Raw genomic sequence first — 19,637 nt, 5'->3', positions numbered from 1 at the left:
TTTTGGGGGCAACCTGTTCTGTTAGCTTGATGGGCATGTGGTGCTACCCCATTGCTATCAAGCTAAGCTTACGCAAAGTAAATTTTAGGAGATATTGTTTCTTTTTTCTAAAGGGCTAGTGTAGGCGATTGAAAGATTTGCATACGAAATATAAGTTAAGTAAATTTCGACATAAAAAAGCCGATTATTCCCATGTTAAAAAACTATCGGTTTTAATTTATTTAAAATTATAAGTTTCTGTATATTCAGGAGTAAGTAAATGGTTATCAATTATTAAGATTGATAGTAAGGTAATAAATACAGAAGTAAGATCCTTGCCACTAAACCAAAGCAAAAATCCCATATCCTCATCAAAGTTGTTCCCTGTTTATTCATGATTAAACTTTTTATTAACAATCCAATAATTCGTTACGAAGAGTGTCAATAAAATCCATACAATTGTTAGTAACACACTATCTATTACATTTGAATTTACTAATCCCGTAACTAACGTTTCCATTGCATGCTTACTCATACTGGCTGGATTAAGCTGATCCATTATTGGATTCAAACCGACGATTATTCTACAGGCTAAAAGGAAGACAATTGAAATTAACGCAATAATACCTTGACTGTGAAAAATAGCACTTATCATTGTTGTGAAAGATACGATAAAAAGAATCCATATTAGATAAAATAGTAATCCAGTAATCATATGTGAAAATGGAACAGCAGTAAAAAGATAATTTACATATAGATAAGAAGTAACGTATCCAATTGTTACACTACAAGCTACCATTAAATAATTCGACACTATTTTCCCACCTAAATATGAAGTAACAGTAACGGGCCTTGTTAAAATAAAGGCCAACATACCATTGGCTTTATCTGTTTGAATAGTACCCATCATAGAAATCACTAGAATCATAAGTCCAAGCTGATCAAACTGGGATCCCAAAGTACTCGCTAATACTGCGCCTCCTTTTTGTGTTGCCATACTCGGATCAATGGTAATTCCCTGTCCTCCACCTAATGCTTCCAGAATTGATGGTAAATAATGAGTTACTACTGGCTGTGTTGCGCCTAAAAATATAAAAACAATTGGTAGCCAAAGGATCTTAAAATCACGTAACATTTGAACACATTCTTTTTTTATCAATACAAGTAAGTTATTCATTTTTGCACCACCAACTTTAAGAAAATTTCTTCTAAAGTATCGTTGCTTATTTCAAACTTAACGATGTCCACTTTATGTTCAAGTGCATTTTGTAGCAATAAATTCTTGTTTATTTCGATACTTTCAACCTTCACTTTGATTTTAAGCCCAATCACTTCTACGTCTTTCACATAAGATAATTTTTGCACAACTTCAATCCACTTTTTATCTTTAGCTGTTATTTCAATAATTAATTTATTTTCATTATTACGGTGTAAAAGCTCAGTAATCGTTGTATCTTCTATTTTTGTTCCATCTTTTATAATGACAAATCGTTCACAGATTTCTTCTGCATCACTTAATATATGGGTTGATAATAAAATGGTTGTATCTTTTTTTATTTCTTCAATTAGATTCAATACCTCTCGTCGACCGATTGGATCTAATGCGGATACCGGTTCATCCATGACAATAAGCGAAGGTTTATGCAGTAATGCTTGTGCAATACCAAGTCGTTGTTTCATTCCACCAGAAAACGTACCAACCTTTGAGTTTTCTTCGCCCCTTAGTCCAACTTTCTCCAAAATTTTTGGAATTGACTTTGATAATTCTTCTTTTTTCAATCCCGAAAGTTGGCCCATAAACGTAAGCGTTTCTCTCGCTGTCATCCAATGGAAAAAATTAGGGTATTGTGGTAAATAACCAATTTCTCTTTTCATTTTTGATATTTTTATCCCATTCAATAAGACTTCACCAGCAACTGAATTAATAATATCTGAAATTACTTTTATTAATGTGGATTTCCCTGCTCCGTTTGGTCCAATTAATCCGACGCATTCCCCCGATTGCAGTTCCATCGAGAAATTATTGACAGCAATTTTTCCTTTAAATACTTTTGTCACATTTCTAATTTCTAATTTCATAATTTCTCACTGTCCTTTCTCCCTATAACAAAGTACAGAATAGGTCCCAATATATTAATGAAAAGAATAATTAGCGTCCATACAAGTACATTTTTTCTTATTTTTCTATGCCGATATAAATCAATGAATGCAATTAATACTAAAAGTGCCCCCACCGCAATAACCGGCAATATGATGGGTAGAATAGACATAAGATCAATGTTTTTAAGGTCATTTAATCCGTAATGTAATTGCATTATTATCAATCCTTTCTAAATTCATTATCATTATTGATAATAATAATGATAAAACAAGAACGGATGAATTGCAAATATTATTCTCATTATTTATAATGAGAATAAAAATAAATGATAAATAAGGTGAGTTAATGAGTAATAAAGTTGAAATTTTAATGCATCCTGTAAGAATGAAAATTTGCCAAGTGTTAATGAGAAATAAGGAAGATGGGCTAACACCATTAGAAATGGTAAAAATCATTAAAAATGTACCACAAGCAACTTTATATAGACAGCTACAAACTATGGTTGATTCTGGTATCGTCCATGTAATTAAAGAAAAAAAGGTAAAATCTGTTTCTGAAAAATATTACGCAATAAATGAAGAAGATGCAAAAATTGAAGGAAGTGAATGGAAAGGATTATCTGATGATGAAAAGTTAAACTATATTTCCTATTACCAGTTATCACTTATGACACAATATCAAAGTTACCTTAAGAAATTAGGTGAACACAACAGTCAAGAAGATAATGCTACTTTTTCTGTAGTGGAATTAAAGCTAGATGAGGAACACTTTATAAAATTTCAAAACGAACTTAACGAATTAATGACTAAATACTACCATACCCAAAGTAGGGGCAACGAAATAGAGGCTCCAGTTCGGACCATCGCTATTACAATTATTCCAGAAACTTAAATTAATCCGATATAAAAAATACTGGCTGATGATTCTTTAGCTTAGAAAAAAGAAAACAACCTCTACTATAATTGATGTTGTATGAGCTTAGCTTGATAGCAATGTGGTGCTACCCCATGCCCATCAAGCTAAAGTTTTATTACACCCCCAAAACGAAATTTTTAGGCTTTCTTGTAACGAAAAAGCTTATTTATCGTTTTTGGGGGAACCTGTTTTCTTAGGTTGATGGCAATGTGACGGTACCTCTATAATAAGTTTACTCGATGATTGTTATATTTTTTTATGGTTTTTAAGCAATTTCATACTTTCTTAACACTAAGTGTACAAGTAAAAGAAGACATCTTAATAGATGTCTTCTTTTCAAAAACACCATCCTTTCCTATACTCTATCGAAAGAATAGTGTTTTTTCGTGTTATGACTACAAAATTATAATTTTTATAAACTAAAATAAATGCCCATAAGAGAATATATAATTACGGTCGAAAACAAGATAGTCATATGAAGAAGCGAATAAACAAACATTGATTTTGCCCATTTCTCTGAATCCATTTTTTTATAGCCGAAGATACTTAAAACGAGCCATAAAATACTTAAAAGAAGTGCTACTAACATAAGGCCGAGGCTTAAAGATTTAAAAAGGAAACTCATTGCAATCAAAATGATTAAATAAATATTAGTTTGCATATATGTTCTTTTAACACCCTTGACTACTGGAAGCATAGGAACTTTAGCAGCCTTATACTCATCGTGCCTGCGAATAGCTATTGCATAGAAATGAGGCATTTGCCAAATGACTGTAATCAAAAAAAGACCAAGAATAGCCGGATGTGTAATGTCTGGATAAATAGCAGCCCATCCAATGAGAGGAGGCATTGCTCCAGAAATACTTCCAACCTCTGTATTATAAATTGTTCTTCTTTTACTCCACATTGTATATGGGACTACATAAAAAAATAAGCCTAAAAATCCTAAGAATGCTGCTAGAAGAGTTGTTAGTGCAAGAGAAAATAATCCCAAGATGGCCATTAAAGTTCCTAGCCATAATACAGTTTTCGGTTTTATTTCTCCTGTCACAGTGGGTCTATTTTTTGTTCTCTCCATAATAGAATCAATATCACGATCATACAAGTTATTAAAAGCTCCTGCTGCACCCATCACTAAAATAGAGCCAATCAAAGTAAATATAATTTCAGGAAGTTTCCCAAGCAAGCTAATCTGATATGTATATAATGCCAATGTCAATCCAGCAAACATTGGAATCAGGTTTGATTTAATAATCCCGGTTTTAACTGTTTGCGCTAAAATTTTTGCCGGAGTCTGTTTTGGTATTTTAGGGGTCTCTATTTTTTGCATTATTTCTCGTCTCTCCTTTTACTAGATTATCTACAATTCTCATACTCTAATCTAAAATGACATTATTACTGATTAATTAATACATAGATCCCTTCCGTAATTTAAATACCATATAGATTTTATATACTATATGGTATATTAGTTCTATAAAGTATAATTGTCAAGATACGGAGGAGGAGAAATGATCAGACGAAGATTAACTCAAGAGGAAAGAAAAAAGGAAACACGGCAATTACTTCTAGAATCAGCTGTTGAGGTTTTTGCTCAATTAGGCTTTCACGGAGCTTCTGTTGATAAAATTGCAGAGTATGCCGGGTTTAGTAAGGGAGCTGTTTATGCTCATTTTAATTCCAAAGAAGAACTCTTTCTAGCCATCTTGGAAAAACAAATGCATTTACACGTGCATAACATTCATCAAATAATAGACCAACAGCATTCATTATCACAATTCATCGGAATTTTGGATCAACATTCCCATTCAAGTAGACAAAAAAATCGAACATGGAGCATGCTTAACATGGAGTTTCTCCTTTATGCGATGCGTGAAGAATCGGTGCGCCATAAATGGTCGAATATGATAACAGAATCGGTAGAACAAATTTCCAAAGCGATTGAGAAATTAATGTCAAAAGAGAATGAGAATGAATCTGCTCTATCTGCTAACGAAATGGCATGGACTATTCTTTCATTAGAAAATGGTATGGCCCTATGTTATTATATTAGCGAAGAACATATGCCCTTAAATTTATTTGGAAAAGCATTACAAAATCTGCTCCTGTCTCCTCGTCAAGAAGATTAGAAAATTCTCTTGTCTAAACAGAGTTTAAATATACAAAGCTAAAAATAGAGTACAATTGTGGACATCAAATATCGAATAAGATAAATGGCTTTAGTATACAAGTGATGTGTAACCTTTTTAAAACTATTAAGTATAAGTTATCTAATAAAAGTAAAAAATCACCTTAATATATATAAACTATACAATTATTATTAGAGAGTATATTGATTATGCTTCTTATCATTAATCTATCAAGTTCTTTAATTTGATAAAAGGAGAGTACATATCGCTCGTGTCTAATATGTACTTTTCTATACTTCGTAAGGATATTTATACTTTAGATCTTGATAATACACAATATCAACGTTTTGTCAGTAGTACATATGCTATTCAAGTTAATATTTTAAAAATTCCTAAAACATCGCCTTATCTCTAAATAGCTATTTAAGAGCCTTCAGCTCATTTTTCTCGTTTTGGAGGTATTTTTTATTTCTTAGCTTGATAGCGATGTGGTGCTACCCCATATAGCAAAAATACGTTTTCCCTACCTATAATTCTACAGAAAGAATAATGTAATTTATTCATTTTGAGGACCACATAATGAGTATAGGATATCAGAAAAAACTTGTTAAGGTTAGTAATTCCATACTATTTCATTTCATACAAAGGGAATTTGCTCATTATTAACGAAAGTGTATGTTAACTTGATGAATTCATTCATATACCGTATTACAAAAAAACATGAGAACAATCTTATCCTACGATACATAATTATGATCCGTTTTAAAAATTATTAAAATTAAGGAGCAGCATTGTATGGGGAAAAAAGTACTGTTTTTTGGGGATTTCGGAATTGACGATACGATAGCTATCATATACGCGCATTTGACAGATAAAATTGATGTTATAGGAATTGTTGCAGACTATGGGAACGTACCTAAAGCTGAAGTTGTTAGAAATGTTCGCTTTTTACTTAAAAGTGTAGGAAAAGAATATGTAAAAGTTTTTGGTAGGGCGGAGCATTCCATGTCTTCAGAAGCTGAAACTTTTTATCCAGAAGTTCACGGTAAATTTGGGATAGGGCCCATTTATCCAGGACTAGAGATTCAGACATTTGAGAATTTTTTTGAGGTTCTCACACTTATTAAGCAGCATAAAAATGAACTTATTATCGTGAATACCGGACGGCTAACTTCACTTGCAACTTTATTTCTCCTTTATGGTGATGTGATGGAATATGTACATTCTTATTATATTATGGGAGGAGCTTTTCTATATCCAGGAAATGTTACTCCCATTGCTGAAGCTAACTTTTATGGCGATCCTGGATCAGCCAATATTGTAATGAGATACGCAAAGAATCTATCAATTTATCCTTTGAATGTTACACAATCGGCTATTGTAACACCGGAAATGGTCAATTATATCCACTCTAAAGGGAAAACTAAATTTTTAAAGCCTCTTTTAGACTATTACTATTATCAATTTTATCAAAAAAAAGTCCCTGGAATACAAGGTAGCCCGGTTCATGATGCACTTACTTTACTTGCGATTAATCGTGATGATATTTTTACGTACCATCAATCAGCAGTGACAGTTAATGTACTTGATACTGTAAGAGGACAAAGTATAGGAGATTTTAGATCTACCTTTGAACCAGAAACATTCGGTAATCGTCCAAAACATAGGATTGCAGTACAGATGAATTATGAACAGTTTTTTAAGGAGTTTATGACTGTAATGACTGGCGACCTATTTTAGTTAAAAACATTATATATATATGGAGATGTTTTGCTATCAAGATAAGATTTTAAAGTACCCTCTAAATGGAAATTTTATATTTTTATAGATCTGAAATTTATTTTAATCGTTTTTGGGGTGACTTATTTTCTTAGGTTGATGGTAACGGGGTATCGTCTATTATAAAAAAGCAAACTTAATTAAGTTTGCTTTTTTAAATACTCTTCTAAATCTAATTAGTTTTCATAAAATATCTTCTGCTTCCTGTGGAAGGGATATGTTTTTATTTCTTCTGTATCTAAATTTTCATGAAATAAATGAATAGCTATAATTTGTCTACAATCATAGGTATGGTAATAATATGTACCGGATTCCATACACATTGCACTTGTATAGATGGTATTGTCTAATGTACCTTCGTCCGTTATCACTCCACCTTTTGGAACCTCGCAAGTTGATAAGATATGAAATATGGCCGATACCCCCTCTTCTTCGTTATCTATACCTTGAATATTTTGTTTCCCAAATGCTGCCCGCACAAACCTTGATGGTGGGGTGAAATCCCCAGGTAGTCCCATCGAACCCGATCCTTGTCCAAAAGCACTTAACGGCAAATCACTCCAATGTGTTGGTGCATATGGATGCGATTTAAGACCAATAAATTGTCTTAAATTTTGTAAATGCCAGTTAAACTCAGGACTATTGGTCATTACCCCAAGAGGATTATCATATATTTTTAGTCCTTCAGTTGTCGGCTCTAGCACAATACAATCTCCCCATTTATCCGCTAAAATCCAATGTAGCGGTGGAGTAACTCCTAAAACAGGTAATGGTACATCCAAAAAGGAAATACTATCTACAGATTTCTTTAACTCTTCGACAGAATTGAATTGTGTGAGACTCCATGCCACAAAATCAAATGGAGCTAGATTCGTTTTATTATCATCTATACTGTTACTATAAGTAGCGAATCCTGGAAAATAGAGTGTTGCACATGTCATACCTGATTCATTTACTCCGTCCGCCAGTATTATCCTTCCTTGATGGTTAATCCCCATCCCGACAACAGCTTGTTTCGCCTCGATGGTTTCACCAGTTATATTGTTCCATTGATAACTTCGAGGAACTATTATTACTTCTTGATTGAAATCTAATGTAAAATCCATCGTTCTTGCAAAAAGATGCTGACCGCTTTTTGTCTGTAATGTCAAACTAGTACACATAAAGAACACCCCTTTATTTAGTTTATTTGAACAAAAACATATTTAATTTCCATCCTTAAGTTGGTAAGCATGTATCTTGACCTCTATTAAAAAATATGGTTTCAAATTTTATTTCAATCTTCCTTGCACCCAAGCAGCAATATCATTTATAACATACTCAGGGATTTTAGCAGGACTATACTATTCATCCGGTTTACTTAATTCCCCATCTCCTTCTGTAAAGAAGTGATTTAACTTTGGATATAGTCGATAATCAACGTGACCTCGTTCTTTTAATTGTTCTTTCCATAGAGGAATTTCGATTTTTGATTGAACTTGATAATCTCTTTCTCCCTTCAAAATTTGAATTTTTTAATACAATATGCCAAATACTATAAGGAAAATAAAAATTATCAAAGAGATCACTAATCTCCTTTACGATTCCCCCTAACAAATTAAAAAACTATTATAAACAAACTTCAATAAAAGATGCCTTCTCCCTCTTTTTTTTATGACTGGATTTTTTGAGTGGTTGGGTGTTATCTAAAACAGAATTATTTATTGTATATGCTTCTTGCTGATTAAACATAAACTGCTAGTGAATAGAAATTTATGTTTTCTGGGAATTTTCAGAAGGGTTGTATAAATATAAGAAGTCATAATTGTAATTACGAGTCTATCATTCAAACATGTTGTTACTGTACTGTTTTCGATTTCACTAGTCGAGTTGCAACAAATTTCACAAAAAACAAACCACTTAGACAAGTGTCCAAGTGGTTTGGTAGTACGAGTAAAAGTATATAAATATGTATTATTCCTCTTCTAAATCAGCAAGTTGTTTCATTCGTAACTTATAAACATACAATATTGGAATGAGTCCGCAAATAAATAAGATAATGCCTAACAGTAGCCCATCTCTTGTACTAGATTCTGGGCTGATCGATGTAAGGTAAGATGTGCCAAGTACAATCACTACCAATACGAGTAAACTTGTAAGGAGTGATTTTTTAGGATTCTTTTTCGTATGTTCTTGCTGCACATTGATGCTCATGGATAAATAACCTGACACGACCGAAGTGATAATAAATAGCATCCATAGCGGATTATCACGCATATGTTCAAAACCGTCATGTATCAAATCATATCCAAGAATGCAGAGTATACCCATAGTTTGTACAAAGAATAGAATACGGATATTTTGTAGATTCCTTAGTACAAGTCTTTCATCTGTAATTTTCTTCATTCATAATCCCCCTGTTCTATCCAAAAGATTTCGTCTAATGTTGCATCTGTCGCATAACAAATTTGTAAACATAACTTTAATGAAGGATTGTACTTCCCTTTTTCAATAAGGCTAACAGTTTGTCTGGTAATCCCAACTGCCTCAGCTAATTGCTGCTGGGTCATATCTGCTTTTACTCGAGCAAGCTTCACGTGATTTTCCATATGCAACCTCCTATATAAATGTAACTTATATATTACTTAATGTAAAGTATATATTCCTTTAATCTTGTGCCAATTTGTACTTTGTACATATATTTCTCTAGTAGAAAAGAAAAACAAGTGTCCACAACGAGACACTTGTTCCTTTTTAAGTAATGAAGAATCCGCTCCTTCTTCGTTTGTTTTTCGTGTAAACTTACTCGCTTGTATTTCTATTAAAAATACAGGCATTATGCAATGTAAATTTACATTTGGGAAGGCAAGAACTGCTACGTGTGAAATAACTTTATTTTTATCAGTTGAGATATACTCCTCATAGCCATGTCTCGTTACAGTCTCTTTTCCATCTATTCCTTTATCACGAAAATTTAGATAGACGTGTATATTAGATGAAAGATATTGATTGGAATTATGTATCACCAAACCCGCAAGCGAAAGGTTTATCAAATTTAGAACTAGCAAAAAAAGAGAGGAATCCTTTTTACAAGGATGATACACAAATTCAACTGCACCATACGACTCAGCGAGAACCAGGAAGCATGGTTGAATTACCGGCTAGTAAACATCGGAAATACTCAAAGCAGCTTCATGGTAAAATTGAGGATGGAGATAGTTTTAGAAATGATCCAGTTTTAACAGCTCAGTATGAGAGATTTCGTGAGTATTACTGGAAACAAAGAGCACAAGATTATCAAAAATAAAATAAAAGAAGGAGTAATATAAATGAAGGAATGGATTGCTAACATTTTTTCCGAACGGGAGGAAAAAGGAGATTTTTTTGGAGGAGTTGAAGATGAATTTATTAACCAACTTGAAAAAAGATTAGATTGTAAATTTCCAGATAACTATCGCTGGTTTTTAAAGCATTACGGTGGCGGAGGTATACTCGGAATAGATTTAACATGTGCAGGTTACATAGATAATTCACCAATACTTTCAGAAACTGGAGTGCATCGTAAAATGGGACTTCCTAACAGTTATGTTGTGATATGGGATGTAGGTGAATACGTATATTGCCTAGATACATCAAGTCTTGTAAATAGTGAATGCCCAGTGGTAACGTGGGATTTTGTAAGTAAGAAGACAGTACTCGAAGCTAAAGATTTCTATGAGTTCTTATCTAGGAAATTGAAAAGTGCAATTGAAGATTATGAGGATTAATAGGTCATAGCTATTAAAAAAATTATCGTAGCATTAAAGATATTGATTATCAAAGTATAAAGTACATTTTTAAAATGAAATAAAATACAAATTACCAAAAAGAGATTGGAGTAGAAAATTTTTTCTACTCCTTTTATATTTTAATAAGATTCAAGGCTTTTCTTCATTACCCAATTTACTTAGAGTGGATTCCCTTAAAGATTATTGACCAAATTAATATGAGCGGATTTAAATTATCTGGATATGTTTTCTACCTACAACACTGTATAATTCTTACCCATCTAGAAAATCGAATTTTTCTTTATGAAATTTTGCTTAGCGTACGAAATTCGTGTTTTTGGTACTACCCCATCGCTATCAATCTAAGAAAATACAACTCTCCCAGAACGCGATTTTGTCCTAACTTGTAATAAAAAAGCTCTTTTTTCGTTTTGGGGTGGATTTGTTTTCTTAAGTTGATGGGCATGTGTCGTACCCTATAAAGGGAAAAAGAATTAATTGTCAAATATTTAACTATAAAATACTAAATTTAGGAGGAGCTTATGAAAAGGAACTTATTGAAAAAAGCATTTTCCGCGTTATTATTGACCACAGTTTTAACATTCTCATTTTCTACTGCTGCATTTGGAGAATCCGGAACTACCCAATCACTTAAAATGAACAATGTTCTTGAAAGGGTTGTGTCGGTTGAAGCAAAGGGTGAATTTGATCGTAAAGAGACCCGAAATATGGTTGATCGTCTCTGGAGCATCCCAACTAATATATTGATCACCATGCATAAACAGGGAGTTCAAGTTAAACTGATTAATTTCCCTCTTACTGATTTGCCGGAGTATGAATATTTAAGGGGAACCGTTCCTAGGGGATGGGAACATACTCCATATACGTGGGATGATGTGCCAGGTGCAGGTGGGCAGACGGTTGTTGCTCGAATCGGTTACAGCTATAAAAAGATGCATAGTTCTGTAAGCCTTGAGCTGCATGAAACAGCCCATTCCATTGATTGTTATGTATTTGACAATATTAGTTATTCAAATAAGTTTACTGAAATTCACGCTTTGGAGCATGATGATTTTAATGACAATCCATATTTCGATTACAAGGAAGAATATTTCGCCGAAGCCTTTGCCTATTTTTATGCTGGTCCAGACACGAAGGCTGAGTTAGAAGAAAAAGCTCCATTAACTTATAAATTTATTAATGAGTTGCAGCGGAACATCCCACCGGAAAAGCATTCAAATAAGTAGGATTATAGAATTTTTCCATAATCATGGGATTCCCAAGTTATAGAAACGGAATTCAAAAAGGGGTACGGCAAGAATTCCTTCTTTTTTGAGCTACTTAAAGAAAAGCCTTTTTATCCATTTAACGCTTGCTAGGTGTCAATATTGGTACGAAAAAAGCTGTGATCACGGATTTTCACTTGATAAAATAATTTATTTATGCCATTATCTATTATAATTTTAAGGTATATAATAGGATTCTCCTGGCCAGGGGAATCCTATTTTTTGTTCTAAAAGGGGACACGCTCCATCGCTATCAAGCTAAGAAATACAAATACCCCCAAAATGTAAAAAATGGGCTCAATTCTTATGGACACCTATGAAAAGATGAAATTTTCACTTTGGGGGCACTTCAAAATGTTAGCTTGATGAGCATGTGGTGCTACCCCTAAAATGATAAATAATTAAAGTTAATTTCACCATTGATAATATTTTTGTTATGATCAATGTATAATAAAATTATAACTCATGTAATAGATTATGCGGTAAACTTAACCAACGACCGCTTAGGTAATGAGTTATACCCCTTGGAAAAGGTACCTTGCAGCAGGGGTACCTTTTCTTTTGTTTTTATTTATAAAATATTTTAAATAGAAGCTATGTAGTTAAAAAGTATACTAATTAAATTGTAATTGAAGTGAAGTAAATATCCCATATGGATATTTTTAAATACTAGAAAGAAAATCATTTGAGCGATAACTGGTATACCGATGATGGTTAAACATTGCATCCGGTTATAATTATATATAGAAAGGTGGAGTAGTCCAAATGAGCTTCCAGACAATATTAAAGAGGTTGTAATTGAAGTAATGGGACTTATTATGAAGGTTAGTGTAATCTTGTGCCAAAAGAATAATAGCGATACAAAATAAGATTAGTATTAGGAGCTGCAGATACGTTTTAGTTTGCAATAAGCTATCTCAATATGTATTGGCAGCTCCTATCACGTTTAACGACCGTTTACACTCTTTAAAAAATGCGTTCATAACACTCCTCCTTTTGTATAATAGTAAATACTTTTAATTAATACTCTAACATGCTATTCGTCCCTATTTTTATTACAGGTAAACTCATAGCTATCCGCTCTATAAAATTTCATGCACCGTAATTATTAATTATATATAAAATATAGTTAACACGCGGATTTCTATTCCAAAAGAAAAAAGCACCCATCAGGATGCTCCATTTCTAATGATTTAAACACAATTTGCTTAGGGTCGCGATATCAATCAAAGCTGGTAAAAATTCTATGTATCGATTTTTTCTTTGCCCTTGCAAATAAACCACCATATCAAAGCTACAAGTAGTATAAGGATAAGTAGTTTTAAGCATCAGGTAATACAAATTCCATTTGCTTACTCTGTGTTTTAAACCCAAGTTTTTCGTAGAATCGTATAGCTTTCTTGTTAAATTCTAAAACATTTAATTCTACGCTTGTTGCTTGTATTTCTTTAGCATACTCAAATGCTTTTTGTACTAATATTTTTCCGATTCCAGTTCCTTGACATATTTCGCTTACACCAATATTGCGGATAAAGAGTACTTTTCGCTCAACTAACTTTGGATTTTCGGATGGTTCTTTAATATCTAAGATTATGTAAGCAAGAATCTCTTTATTATTGTCCTCTACTACAAATATCTCTATGGTTGTATCAATAAGCCATTCTTCGTATGCATCGTGATCCAAAGAAGCTGAAGTATCAGAATAAATATCTGGTCTTCCCTCTATATGTAACTGTTGAACTTGCTTGTTTATATTTGATATATCCCAAAAATCTTCTGAAGTAGCTATTCTTACAGTAAAAGGCAAAATTTCATTAGACATAAGTACGTCCCTCCTAATGTTTTACTTAAAATATACTTTTTTCAGTGGGTTTAACATAACGCATCATTATCGATAGCAAGGATAAGGAAGTCCCCTACTCTCACAAGGGAACCTCCTTGCTCTCACCAAAACTTCCACCATGGCTTCTTCTCTTTCACAGCAGCAACCTCATCCCGAAATTCTTGCAAAGAAAAAAGCCCCATTTAGAGACTCTTTTTCTATATTAAGATTATTATTCACATCACAAATATTTCCTGTTATTTAATTAAATAAGAATTCGCTTATCCATTCAGGATCTTTTCTATCCTCTTTATTATAATCAAGAAGACACTCTTTCATTATTTTTGTATCTCTCGGTAACCTTTTATCTAACTTTGACCATCCGTCAAAAATCATTTTGTTTGGCAAAGGGAACACAAATCCTGTAATACAATCCCAAAAGGCATCCCAATTTTCCCCGTAAAAATCAGGAAACTAGAGCTTCTCTTGAAGAAGTAAATGCAATTCTTTTGCATTATAAATGTTGCTTACATCTATGACCATAATTGATTCATGTTCATTACTCAATTTATACACCCCATTAACATATTAGGCTTATATTTTATCATTATTTTACAAGATATCACTTATTCCTAGTCGTTTGTATACTTCACTAGCAGAATATACAATCTCGTCCGCCATAATGTCACGACACCTCCTAGTGACAGTATTCCATGATGTTTAGAAAATTCCTGCATATAAAAAAAGCCCGATCAGGGCTTTTTGCAAGACGACTGTCATGTAATTGTTAATTGAAGAAGGATGTAATTAGATTGATGCGTCTTTCTTGGATGTCTTTTTTGTGAAATCATACAAAGCGATTGCACCTAAAAGAACAAGTATACCTTGAGGAACATCTATTAAAATAGTTTTCCAAATTTCTGGCATTACCCATTTAATATCTGCTGCCGATTCAAGATAAGCTTGAAAATAACCGATTGTAAAACTAATTATACTTAAAAATACAAATAACGTTAGGCCCATTCGAATTAATTTCTTATTTGTAAACATATAACACCTCGCAAAATTCATTGAATATTCCTGCTCATTATATACAAAAATTCCTATATTTAATTTTAACATACAAAAATCCAAATAAAAACAATATCCATATTTGCATACTGTATTAACAGTATTCCATGATGGTTAAGGAATTCCTATAAAGAAAATAGCCCTGATATATATAGGGCTTGGTTTTTAGCACGTTATAATTAAGGCCATATAAGTATAATAAAAGCAATTAGTAATATCCCGCACCTCATCGTCGGTTGACCCATTTGAGATCCGTACTTATTAGAAGATTGAACCTGCAATTATAAGAAATACACCAGCTAATATAAGAAATAACATGGTGAAAATTATCAAATTCATCCCCCTTAACTTTTAATACACCCATTATAATTAATACAATAGCTGTTAATTAACAAAAACAACATCCATAATTAAGGTGCACAGTAAATTGACCTCAAAAAAATTCTTAAGTGACATATCTTTAAATCCATTTAAATATTAAGTATACTTTGTGCACTACTTTTTATAAATTGATATAGATATCCCTCTTAATTTCTCACTTTATTTTTAATTAAGAATCAAATTATTTATGAATGAAATTGTATTATATTGGCTTAAATATTATGGAATTAAAATTACGAATAATAACAAAACGGTTTTAAACAACCTTACACTAATCATATTGAATTTATTTTATACTGATACCTATGATATTAACGCATCCACAAAAGGTTGTTACAAAGTAATCTGAGGGTCTGTTTTTCAACTTAAAAATTTATTTTTTTAAGTTTTTGTAAATAAAAGGAAGAAGAATCCATTTGCACATGAATTCTTCTTATTTACTGCTTTAACTTAGTGTAATCTGTATTGACCTGTTAATTGTTCTTCAGCCATTCGAACTAAACGTTTTGTAATTTCTCCACCGACAGAGCCATTTGCACGTGATGATGTATCAGGTCCTAATGTGACTCCTAATTCACGAGCAATTTCATACTTCATTTGCTCAATAGCACTTGCAGCAGCTGAAACAAGAATTTCATTTGTATTACTTTCGTGTCTTTGAATATTCATAATTGCACCTCCATTATATTTGTATATAACTTGTGCCTAATTATGATATTTATGCATGAGTAACCTAGTTTCTTCTAGTATTTTTAGGGGAACCCTTTTTCTTTCTCTCTTTCCTATATTCCACTAATTGAATTTGAAACACATCTGAATCCTTAATTCCTAAAACATTCGCTTCTTCTATAAATGAACGCCAGGACTCTACTTTTCTTGACTTTTCTTGACTATTTCTTAATGTGTAGATCTTTGAGTACTCTATAATTAACCCTCCTCAAAAGTTAAATAATGTACATTGCATTTCAGTATAAAAATAAAACCGCCTGTAAGAACGGTTTCTCTTTTCGTTATTTTTTTATGGCTCTACGCTTTTTTATTTTTTCTTTAATATATTTTATGTTACTTATGCCTAGACGAATTGAATTGAAGCGAAGATAAGGTAAATCATTATAATGACGTAGACTACTAACCAACTCGTTTGAACTACCCCGACTTTCACTTCGTTTAAAAGTGAGGAATTCCTAAGTAAAGAGTTCTAACGAACTCTAATTTATTAGGCTAACCCGGCAGTCCTTGCGGTTAGAAGCCTTATCGCTTCATTCTTTAAATTGATACTTGCGTTAATATCCCTATCATGGTGTGTACGGCAAGAAGGGCAATCCCATTTACGTAGGTTCAGATTTTTAACGTCTTTGTTTTGATATCCACAACAAGAACATAATTGGCTTGAAGCAAATGTTTTCGATACGACAATGACTTGTTTACCGTACCATTTTGCCTTATATTCCAACATAGTTCGAAACTGTGACCATGATACCTCACTAATTGCTTTTGCTAACTTATGATTCTTTAACATATTCGATACTTGCAAATCCTCTATACCGATAACATCGTGGTTTTTGATGATTTCAGTTGAGATTTTGTCCAAGTAATCTTTTCTAGCATTTGCCATATATTCATGAATTCTAGCTACCTGTACTCGCTGTTTATTCCAGCGAGAAGATCCTTTCATTCTTTTAGAAAGAACACGCTGTGCTTTCGCCAACTTCTCTTCTAATGACCGAAAAAACTTCGGATTTTTATAGGTTGTTCCATCTGACAAAATGGCGAAATCTTTTAGTCCCACATCCATTCCAATGTAAGATTGTGTTTTCGGAAGTTCTTGCACTTCTGTTTCAGCTAACAATGACACAAAGTATCTGCCAGAAGGGTTCCTTCTAACCGTAGCATTTAAAATACGTCCCTTTACTTCGCGACTCTTGGCAAATCGAACAAGACCTAGTTTCGGCAACTTTATCTTTTTTCCTACAATAGAAATGTTTTCATTTGTTTGTTTTGTGGTGTAAGATTGTACGTTGTTTTTCTTAGATTTGAAACGTGGGGCACTAGTTTGTTTTTTGAAAAAACGTGTATACGCATCCGCAAGGTTGCGAACAGACGACTGAATCGCAATACTATCCACTTCTTTGAGCCAGACAAACTCTTTCTTCATGGCAGGAAGTTTGGCAGAGCATGTACCATATGTCAAACCTTTCCCCGTCTCTTTGTATGCGTTATCCCATAGAGATAGGAAATGATTGAATACAAAACGAGAACAGCCAATTGTTTTATTAATTAGGGTCGCTTGTGCTTGATTTGGATAGATACGAAATTTATATGCTTTATTAATCATCATTCCTTTCACCTCCATTTCGGCATGTATCTATCATACAACAAACATACATTCTATAGATAGCGAAGTAACAGTTTATGTATGTGGAACAATTAAGATGGCTTCCTGCCATCTCTTGTTCGAAGCCAATTCATCTCCCACCTACTCACTTCGCGTTCCTTGAGGAAGGAGTCTTCTTGGCTAAAATGATAAATATATGTACCCTGAAATCCATTTTCAGTAATCCAGTTAGTGATCCACATTCCACCAAAATAAACTGGGATTGTTAGCAAGCTTACGTCTTTAGGATCTGTTGCAAGATAAATCATTAGAAATAGAAAAGCAAGTGCCCCTATCGTACTAACATTTTCAAAAACCATTATCGGAAATCACCTACTTTATGATTAATAATATCACAAGTGTTAATTTCTTACCCCTTCCGTGGATAACTCGTTTCGCGGTTTTCATAACTACCATTCCTTGGGGTAAGTATATCAAATACCAAGGTAAATTTCCCTAATAAGTATGATGTCTACTTAACAGCCTCTTCTTCGGCCAGTAATAGAATACTAATTTTTATTGCAACATATCCGCAAATGAAGTACCTACATTATTCTTTCGCTTCATATGCTTCTCTAAATAGATTTTTGTTGTTTGAATATTTTCATGCCCAAGCGTTTGCATTAAATGATATAAATCCGCATTTCCTTGTTCAACTGCCATGATTGCAAAAGCATGACGGAATGTATGCGCCGTTACAGGATTTTCACGATAATGCAGAAACTCTAAATTGGTCTTTTTTATCATATCTGTTACCTGGTTCGATAACGTTTTTGAATTATAAAAGTTCCCTCTTTGATTTACAAATAAAGGACTTTCATCTCCTCGGTCCAATACAGTTTGGAACCCTCTTCTTCTTCTCATTTCACAAATACACTCATATAAATGTTCAGAAATGAAAAGTTCACGTACTTTACTTCCTTTACCTATAACTTTTAACCAGTGCTTTCCGTCATAATGTAAGTCTTTAACCCTTGTTGTACATAATTCTTGAATTCTTACACCGGTACTTGCCAGAGCTAGTAAAATTGTATAGTTTACTAAATGGCCTTTTTCTTTATAAAACCCTAAAATTTTCATAACTTCCTCATAGGATAGGTCCCGATTCGGCCGATCCTGTTCATTTACATTTGCGCGCTGCAGTTCTTCATGAAGAGGTCTTTCAATATAAGCAAATACATGAAGGTGTTTAAAAAAAGAACGAATCAATACAGATTTTTTTGCAAGTGTTGCGACCGCATACGTATCCCCATTCCTACCGTTCTCTACCTGCTTCAACCAAGCATTATATTTGCGAATATGCCAAGGTTGTAATGTTTTTAATAAAGAATCCTTTTTCTGTACCTCTTCCCCATCTAATTCAAATTCTTCTGCATGCTGCACCATGCACTGACAAAATGATAAGATTTCAGAAACATAACTCTTTTTCGTATCTTCTTTTCTATTTTTCTTCTCATCCATATCTTTTTGTAAATGTACGAAATGATAAATGACTTCTAGGTCACTTAAATACGTATATTTACTCTTCCCCTCTTTCTCTGCAACCTCCATCTTCTCTTCCACCTTATCTACATAAACATTGTTATGCAGAAATGGAACGATATCATTTATATTCTCTACATATGTATCTATATACTCGCTTCGATTGTTTATAATAGATAAATTATCTTTTGTATTGTTATTATCCATATTTCGAATTCACCTCTCCTATTGAAGATTATGAATATAGTTCTCTTCATTACTTATACTTAATATTTTATTTTACTTCTACCAATTATACAAATGATAATTCATTTTCTTTCTGTAAGAATCTTATATTCTTCTCTATTTACTTATACTTATATTTTTTTATAATTTATTAGTAAATAGATATTGTTTAATCATTTACTATTTAATATCAAAATTGAATTTATAATAAAATCAAATATAAAAAACTATTAAAATATATAACAAAATACAGATATTTTTAGATTATAATACTGTATAAGAACTTTAATAAATTCTATTTCTTATTTTAAATATAAATCATATTCTGATATGATATATACATATCT

The 19,637-nt window shown here is 32.6% G+C and carries 20 protein-coding genes and 3 pseudogenes; 6 read left to right on the top strand and 17 right to left on the bottom strand.

Annotated elements, in window-relative coordinates:
- Positions 1–367 precede the first annotated feature (367 nt).
- The 3 genes from DPQ31_RS02720 to DPQ31_RS02710 are packed head-to-tail and all read right to left on the bottom strand — an operon-like array spanning position 368 to position 2,294.
- Positions 368–1,156, bottom strand: a complete 789-nt coding sequence (locus tag DPQ31_RS02720; RefSeq protein ID WP_098711775.1) for an ABC transporter permease — start codon at positions 1,154–1,156, stop codon at positions 368–370.
- Positions 1,153–2,058, bottom strand: coding sequence for an ABC transporter ATP-binding protein (locus DPQ31_RS02715; protein ID WP_208731525.1), 906 nt, complete (start codon positions 2,056–2,058; stop codon positions 1,153–1,155). Before DPQ31_RS02715 ends, DPQ31_RS02720 begins: the two co-directional genes overlap by 4 nt.
- Entirely contained in the window at positions 2,055–2,294 is a 240-nt protein-coding gene (locus DPQ31_RS02710; RefSeq protein ID WP_016130585.1) for a PLD nuclease N-terminal domain-containing protein, read from the bottom strand. Before DPQ31_RS02710 ends, DPQ31_RS02715 begins: the two co-directional genes overlap by 4 nt.
- Before the next feature lie 131 nt (positions 2,295–2,425).
- Here DPQ31_RS02710 and DPQ31_RS02705 point away from each other — a divergent pair, with 131 nt between their 5' ends.
- On the top strand, positions 2,426–2,971 hold the full coding sequence (locus DPQ31_RS02705) for a transcriptional regulator (protein WP_097957859.1): 546 nt from the start codon (positions 2,426–2,428) through the stop codon (positions 2,969–2,971).
- Positions 2,972–3,407: 436 nt separating this feature from the next.
- On the opposite strand, the gene cyoE is transcribed toward DPQ31_RS02705, so the two are convergent.
- Positions 3,408–4,325: a heme o synthase gene (gene cyoE / locus DPQ31_RS02700; RefSeq protein ID WP_097957857.1), complete on the bottom strand. Its 918-nt coding sequence runs from the start codon at positions 4,323–4,325 to the stop codon at positions 3,408–3,410.
- A gap of 181 nt (positions 4,326–4,506) precedes the next feature.
- Between cyoE and DPQ31_RS02695 the strand changes: the two genes are divergently transcribed.
- On the top strand, positions 4,507–5,124 hold the full coding sequence (locus DPQ31_RS02695; RefSeq protein WP_097957856.1) for a TetR/AcrR family transcriptional regulator: 618 nt from the start codon (positions 4,507–4,509) through the stop codon (positions 5,122–5,124).
- Between the two features lie 795 nt (positions 5,125–5,919).
- Complete coding sequence (locus DPQ31_RS02690; RefSeq protein ID WP_208731524.1) at positions 5,920–6,864, top strand: nucleoside hydrolase; 945 nt, start codon at positions 5,920–5,922, stop codon at positions 6,862–6,864.
- Between the two features lie 215 nt (positions 6,865–7,079).
- On the opposite strand, the gene DPQ31_RS02685 is transcribed toward DPQ31_RS02690, so the two are convergent.
- From DPQ31_RS02685 to DPQ31_RS02670, 4 genes and pseudogenes are all read right to left on the bottom strand, one after another.
- Positions 7,080–8,066 carry a choloylglycine hydrolase family protein gene (locus DPQ31_RS02685; protein ID WP_098711770.1) on the bottom strand — a complete coding sequence of 329 codons (987 nt, stop codon included), beginning with the start codon at positions 8,064–8,066 and terminating at the stop codon, positions 7,080–7,082.
- 108 nt (positions 8,067–8,174) lie between these two features.
- Positions 8,175–8,408 (bottom strand): annotated as a pseudogene (locus DPQ31_RS02680) (hydrolase); the annotation flags it as partial.
- Between the two features lie 448 nt (positions 8,409–8,856).
- Positions 8,857–9,288, bottom strand: a complete 432-nt coding sequence (locus tag DPQ31_RS02675) for a hypothetical protein (RefSeq protein ID WP_098711769.1) — start codon at positions 9,286–9,288, stop codon at positions 8,857–8,859.
- Positions 9,285–9,491: a helix-turn-helix transcriptional regulator gene (locus DPQ31_RS02670; RefSeq protein WP_098711785.1), complete on the bottom strand. Its 207-nt coding sequence runs from the start codon at positions 9,489–9,491 to the stop codon at positions 9,285–9,287. Before DPQ31_RS02670 ends, DPQ31_RS02675 begins: the two co-directional genes overlap by 4 nt.
- Before the next feature lie 386 nt (positions 9,492–9,877).
- Here DPQ31_RS02670 and DPQ31_RS02665 point away from each other — a divergent pair, with 386 nt between their 5' ends.
- The 3 genes from DPQ31_RS02665 (at position 9,878) to DPQ31_RS02655 (ending at position 11,896) form a co-directional block, all read left to right on the top strand.
- A complete protein-coding gene (locus DPQ31_RS02665; RefSeq protein ID WP_098711784.1) occupies positions 9,878–10,189 on the top strand; it encodes an HNH/ENDO VII family nuclease in 312 nt (103 codons plus the stop codon).
- Between the two features lie 22 nt (positions 10,190–10,211).
- The gene (locus DPQ31_RS02660; RefSeq protein WP_208731523.1) at positions 10,212–10,649 is read left to right on the top strand and encodes an SMI1/KNR4 family protein; all 438 of its coding nucleotides are present in this window, start codon (positions 10,212–10,214) and stop codon (positions 10,647–10,649) included.
- A 542-nt stretch (positions 10,650–11,191) separates the two neighbouring features.
- Positions 11,192–11,896 carry an anthrax toxin lethal factor-related metalloendopeptidase gene (locus DPQ31_RS02655; RefSeq protein WP_208731522.1) on the top strand — a complete coding sequence of 235 codons (705 nt, stop codon included), beginning with the start codon at positions 11,192–11,194 and terminating at the stop codon, positions 11,894–11,896.
- A gap of 622 nt (positions 11,897–12,518) precedes the next feature.
- Here the strand turns inward: DPQ31_RS02655 and DPQ31_RS29785 are convergent.
- From DPQ31_RS29785 to DPQ31_RS02620, 9 genes and pseudogenes are all read right to left on the bottom strand, one after another.
- A pseudogene (locus DPQ31_RS29785) lies at positions 12,519–12,800 on the bottom strand (hypothetical protein); the annotation flags it as partial.
- A 456-nt stretch (positions 12,801–13,256) separates the two neighbouring features.
- A complete protein-coding gene (locus tag DPQ31_RS02650) occupies positions 13,257–13,757 on the bottom strand; it encodes a GNAT family N-acetyltransferase (protein ID WP_098711766.1) in 501 nt (166 codons plus the stop codon).
- 261 nt (positions 13,758–14,018) lie between these two features.
- Positions 14,019–14,324: pseudogene (locus tag DPQ31_RS02645) on the bottom strand (barstar family protein).
- A 240-nt stretch (positions 14,325–14,564) separates the two neighbouring features.
- Positions 14,565–14,828, bottom strand: a complete 264-nt coding sequence (locus tag DPQ31_RS02640; protein ID WP_098711783.1) for a DUF3937 family protein — start codon at positions 14,826–14,828, stop codon at positions 14,565–14,567.
- 831 nt (positions 14,829–15,659) lie between these two features.
- A complete protein-coding gene (locus tag DPQ31_RS02635; RefSeq protein WP_074651217.1) occupies positions 15,660–15,878 on the bottom strand; it encodes an alpha/beta-type small acid-soluble spore protein in 219 nt (72 codons plus the stop codon).
- Between the two features lie 64 nt (positions 15,879–15,942).
- Positions 15,943–16,137, bottom strand: a complete 195-nt coding sequence (locus DPQ31_RS29200; RefSeq protein ID WP_261797519.1) for a hypothetical protein — start codon at positions 16,135–16,137, stop codon at positions 15,943–15,945.
- A gap of 288 nt (positions 16,138–16,425) precedes the next feature.
- Positions 16,426–17,547, bottom strand: coding sequence for an IS200/IS605 family element RNA-guided endonuclease TnpB (gene tnpB, locus DPQ31_RS02630; RefSeq protein WP_208732078.1), 1,122 nt, complete (start codon positions 17,545–17,547; stop codon positions 16,426–16,428).
- Positions 17,548–17,636: 89 nt separating this feature from the next.
- Positions 17,637–17,903: a hypothetical protein gene (locus DPQ31_RS02625; RefSeq protein WP_176549979.1), complete on the bottom strand. Its 267-nt coding sequence runs from the start codon at positions 17,901–17,903 to the stop codon at positions 17,637–17,639.
- A gap of 196 nt (positions 17,904–18,099) precedes the next feature.
- Positions 18,100–19,272: a tyrosine-type recombinase/integrase gene (locus tag DPQ31_RS02620; RefSeq protein WP_098710992.1), complete on the bottom strand. Its 1,173-nt coding sequence runs from the start codon at positions 19,270–19,272 to the stop codon at positions 18,100–18,102.
- Positions 19,273–19,637: the final 365 nt, after the last annotated feature.

The sequence above is a fragment of the Bacillus sp. COPE52 genome, assembly GCF_003355115.1.
Classification (GTDB): Bacteria; Bacillota; Bacilli; order Bacillales; family Bacillaceae_G; genus Bacillus_A; species Bacillus_A toyonensis.
This window is presented reverse-complemented; position numbering and strand designations above follow the sequence as displayed.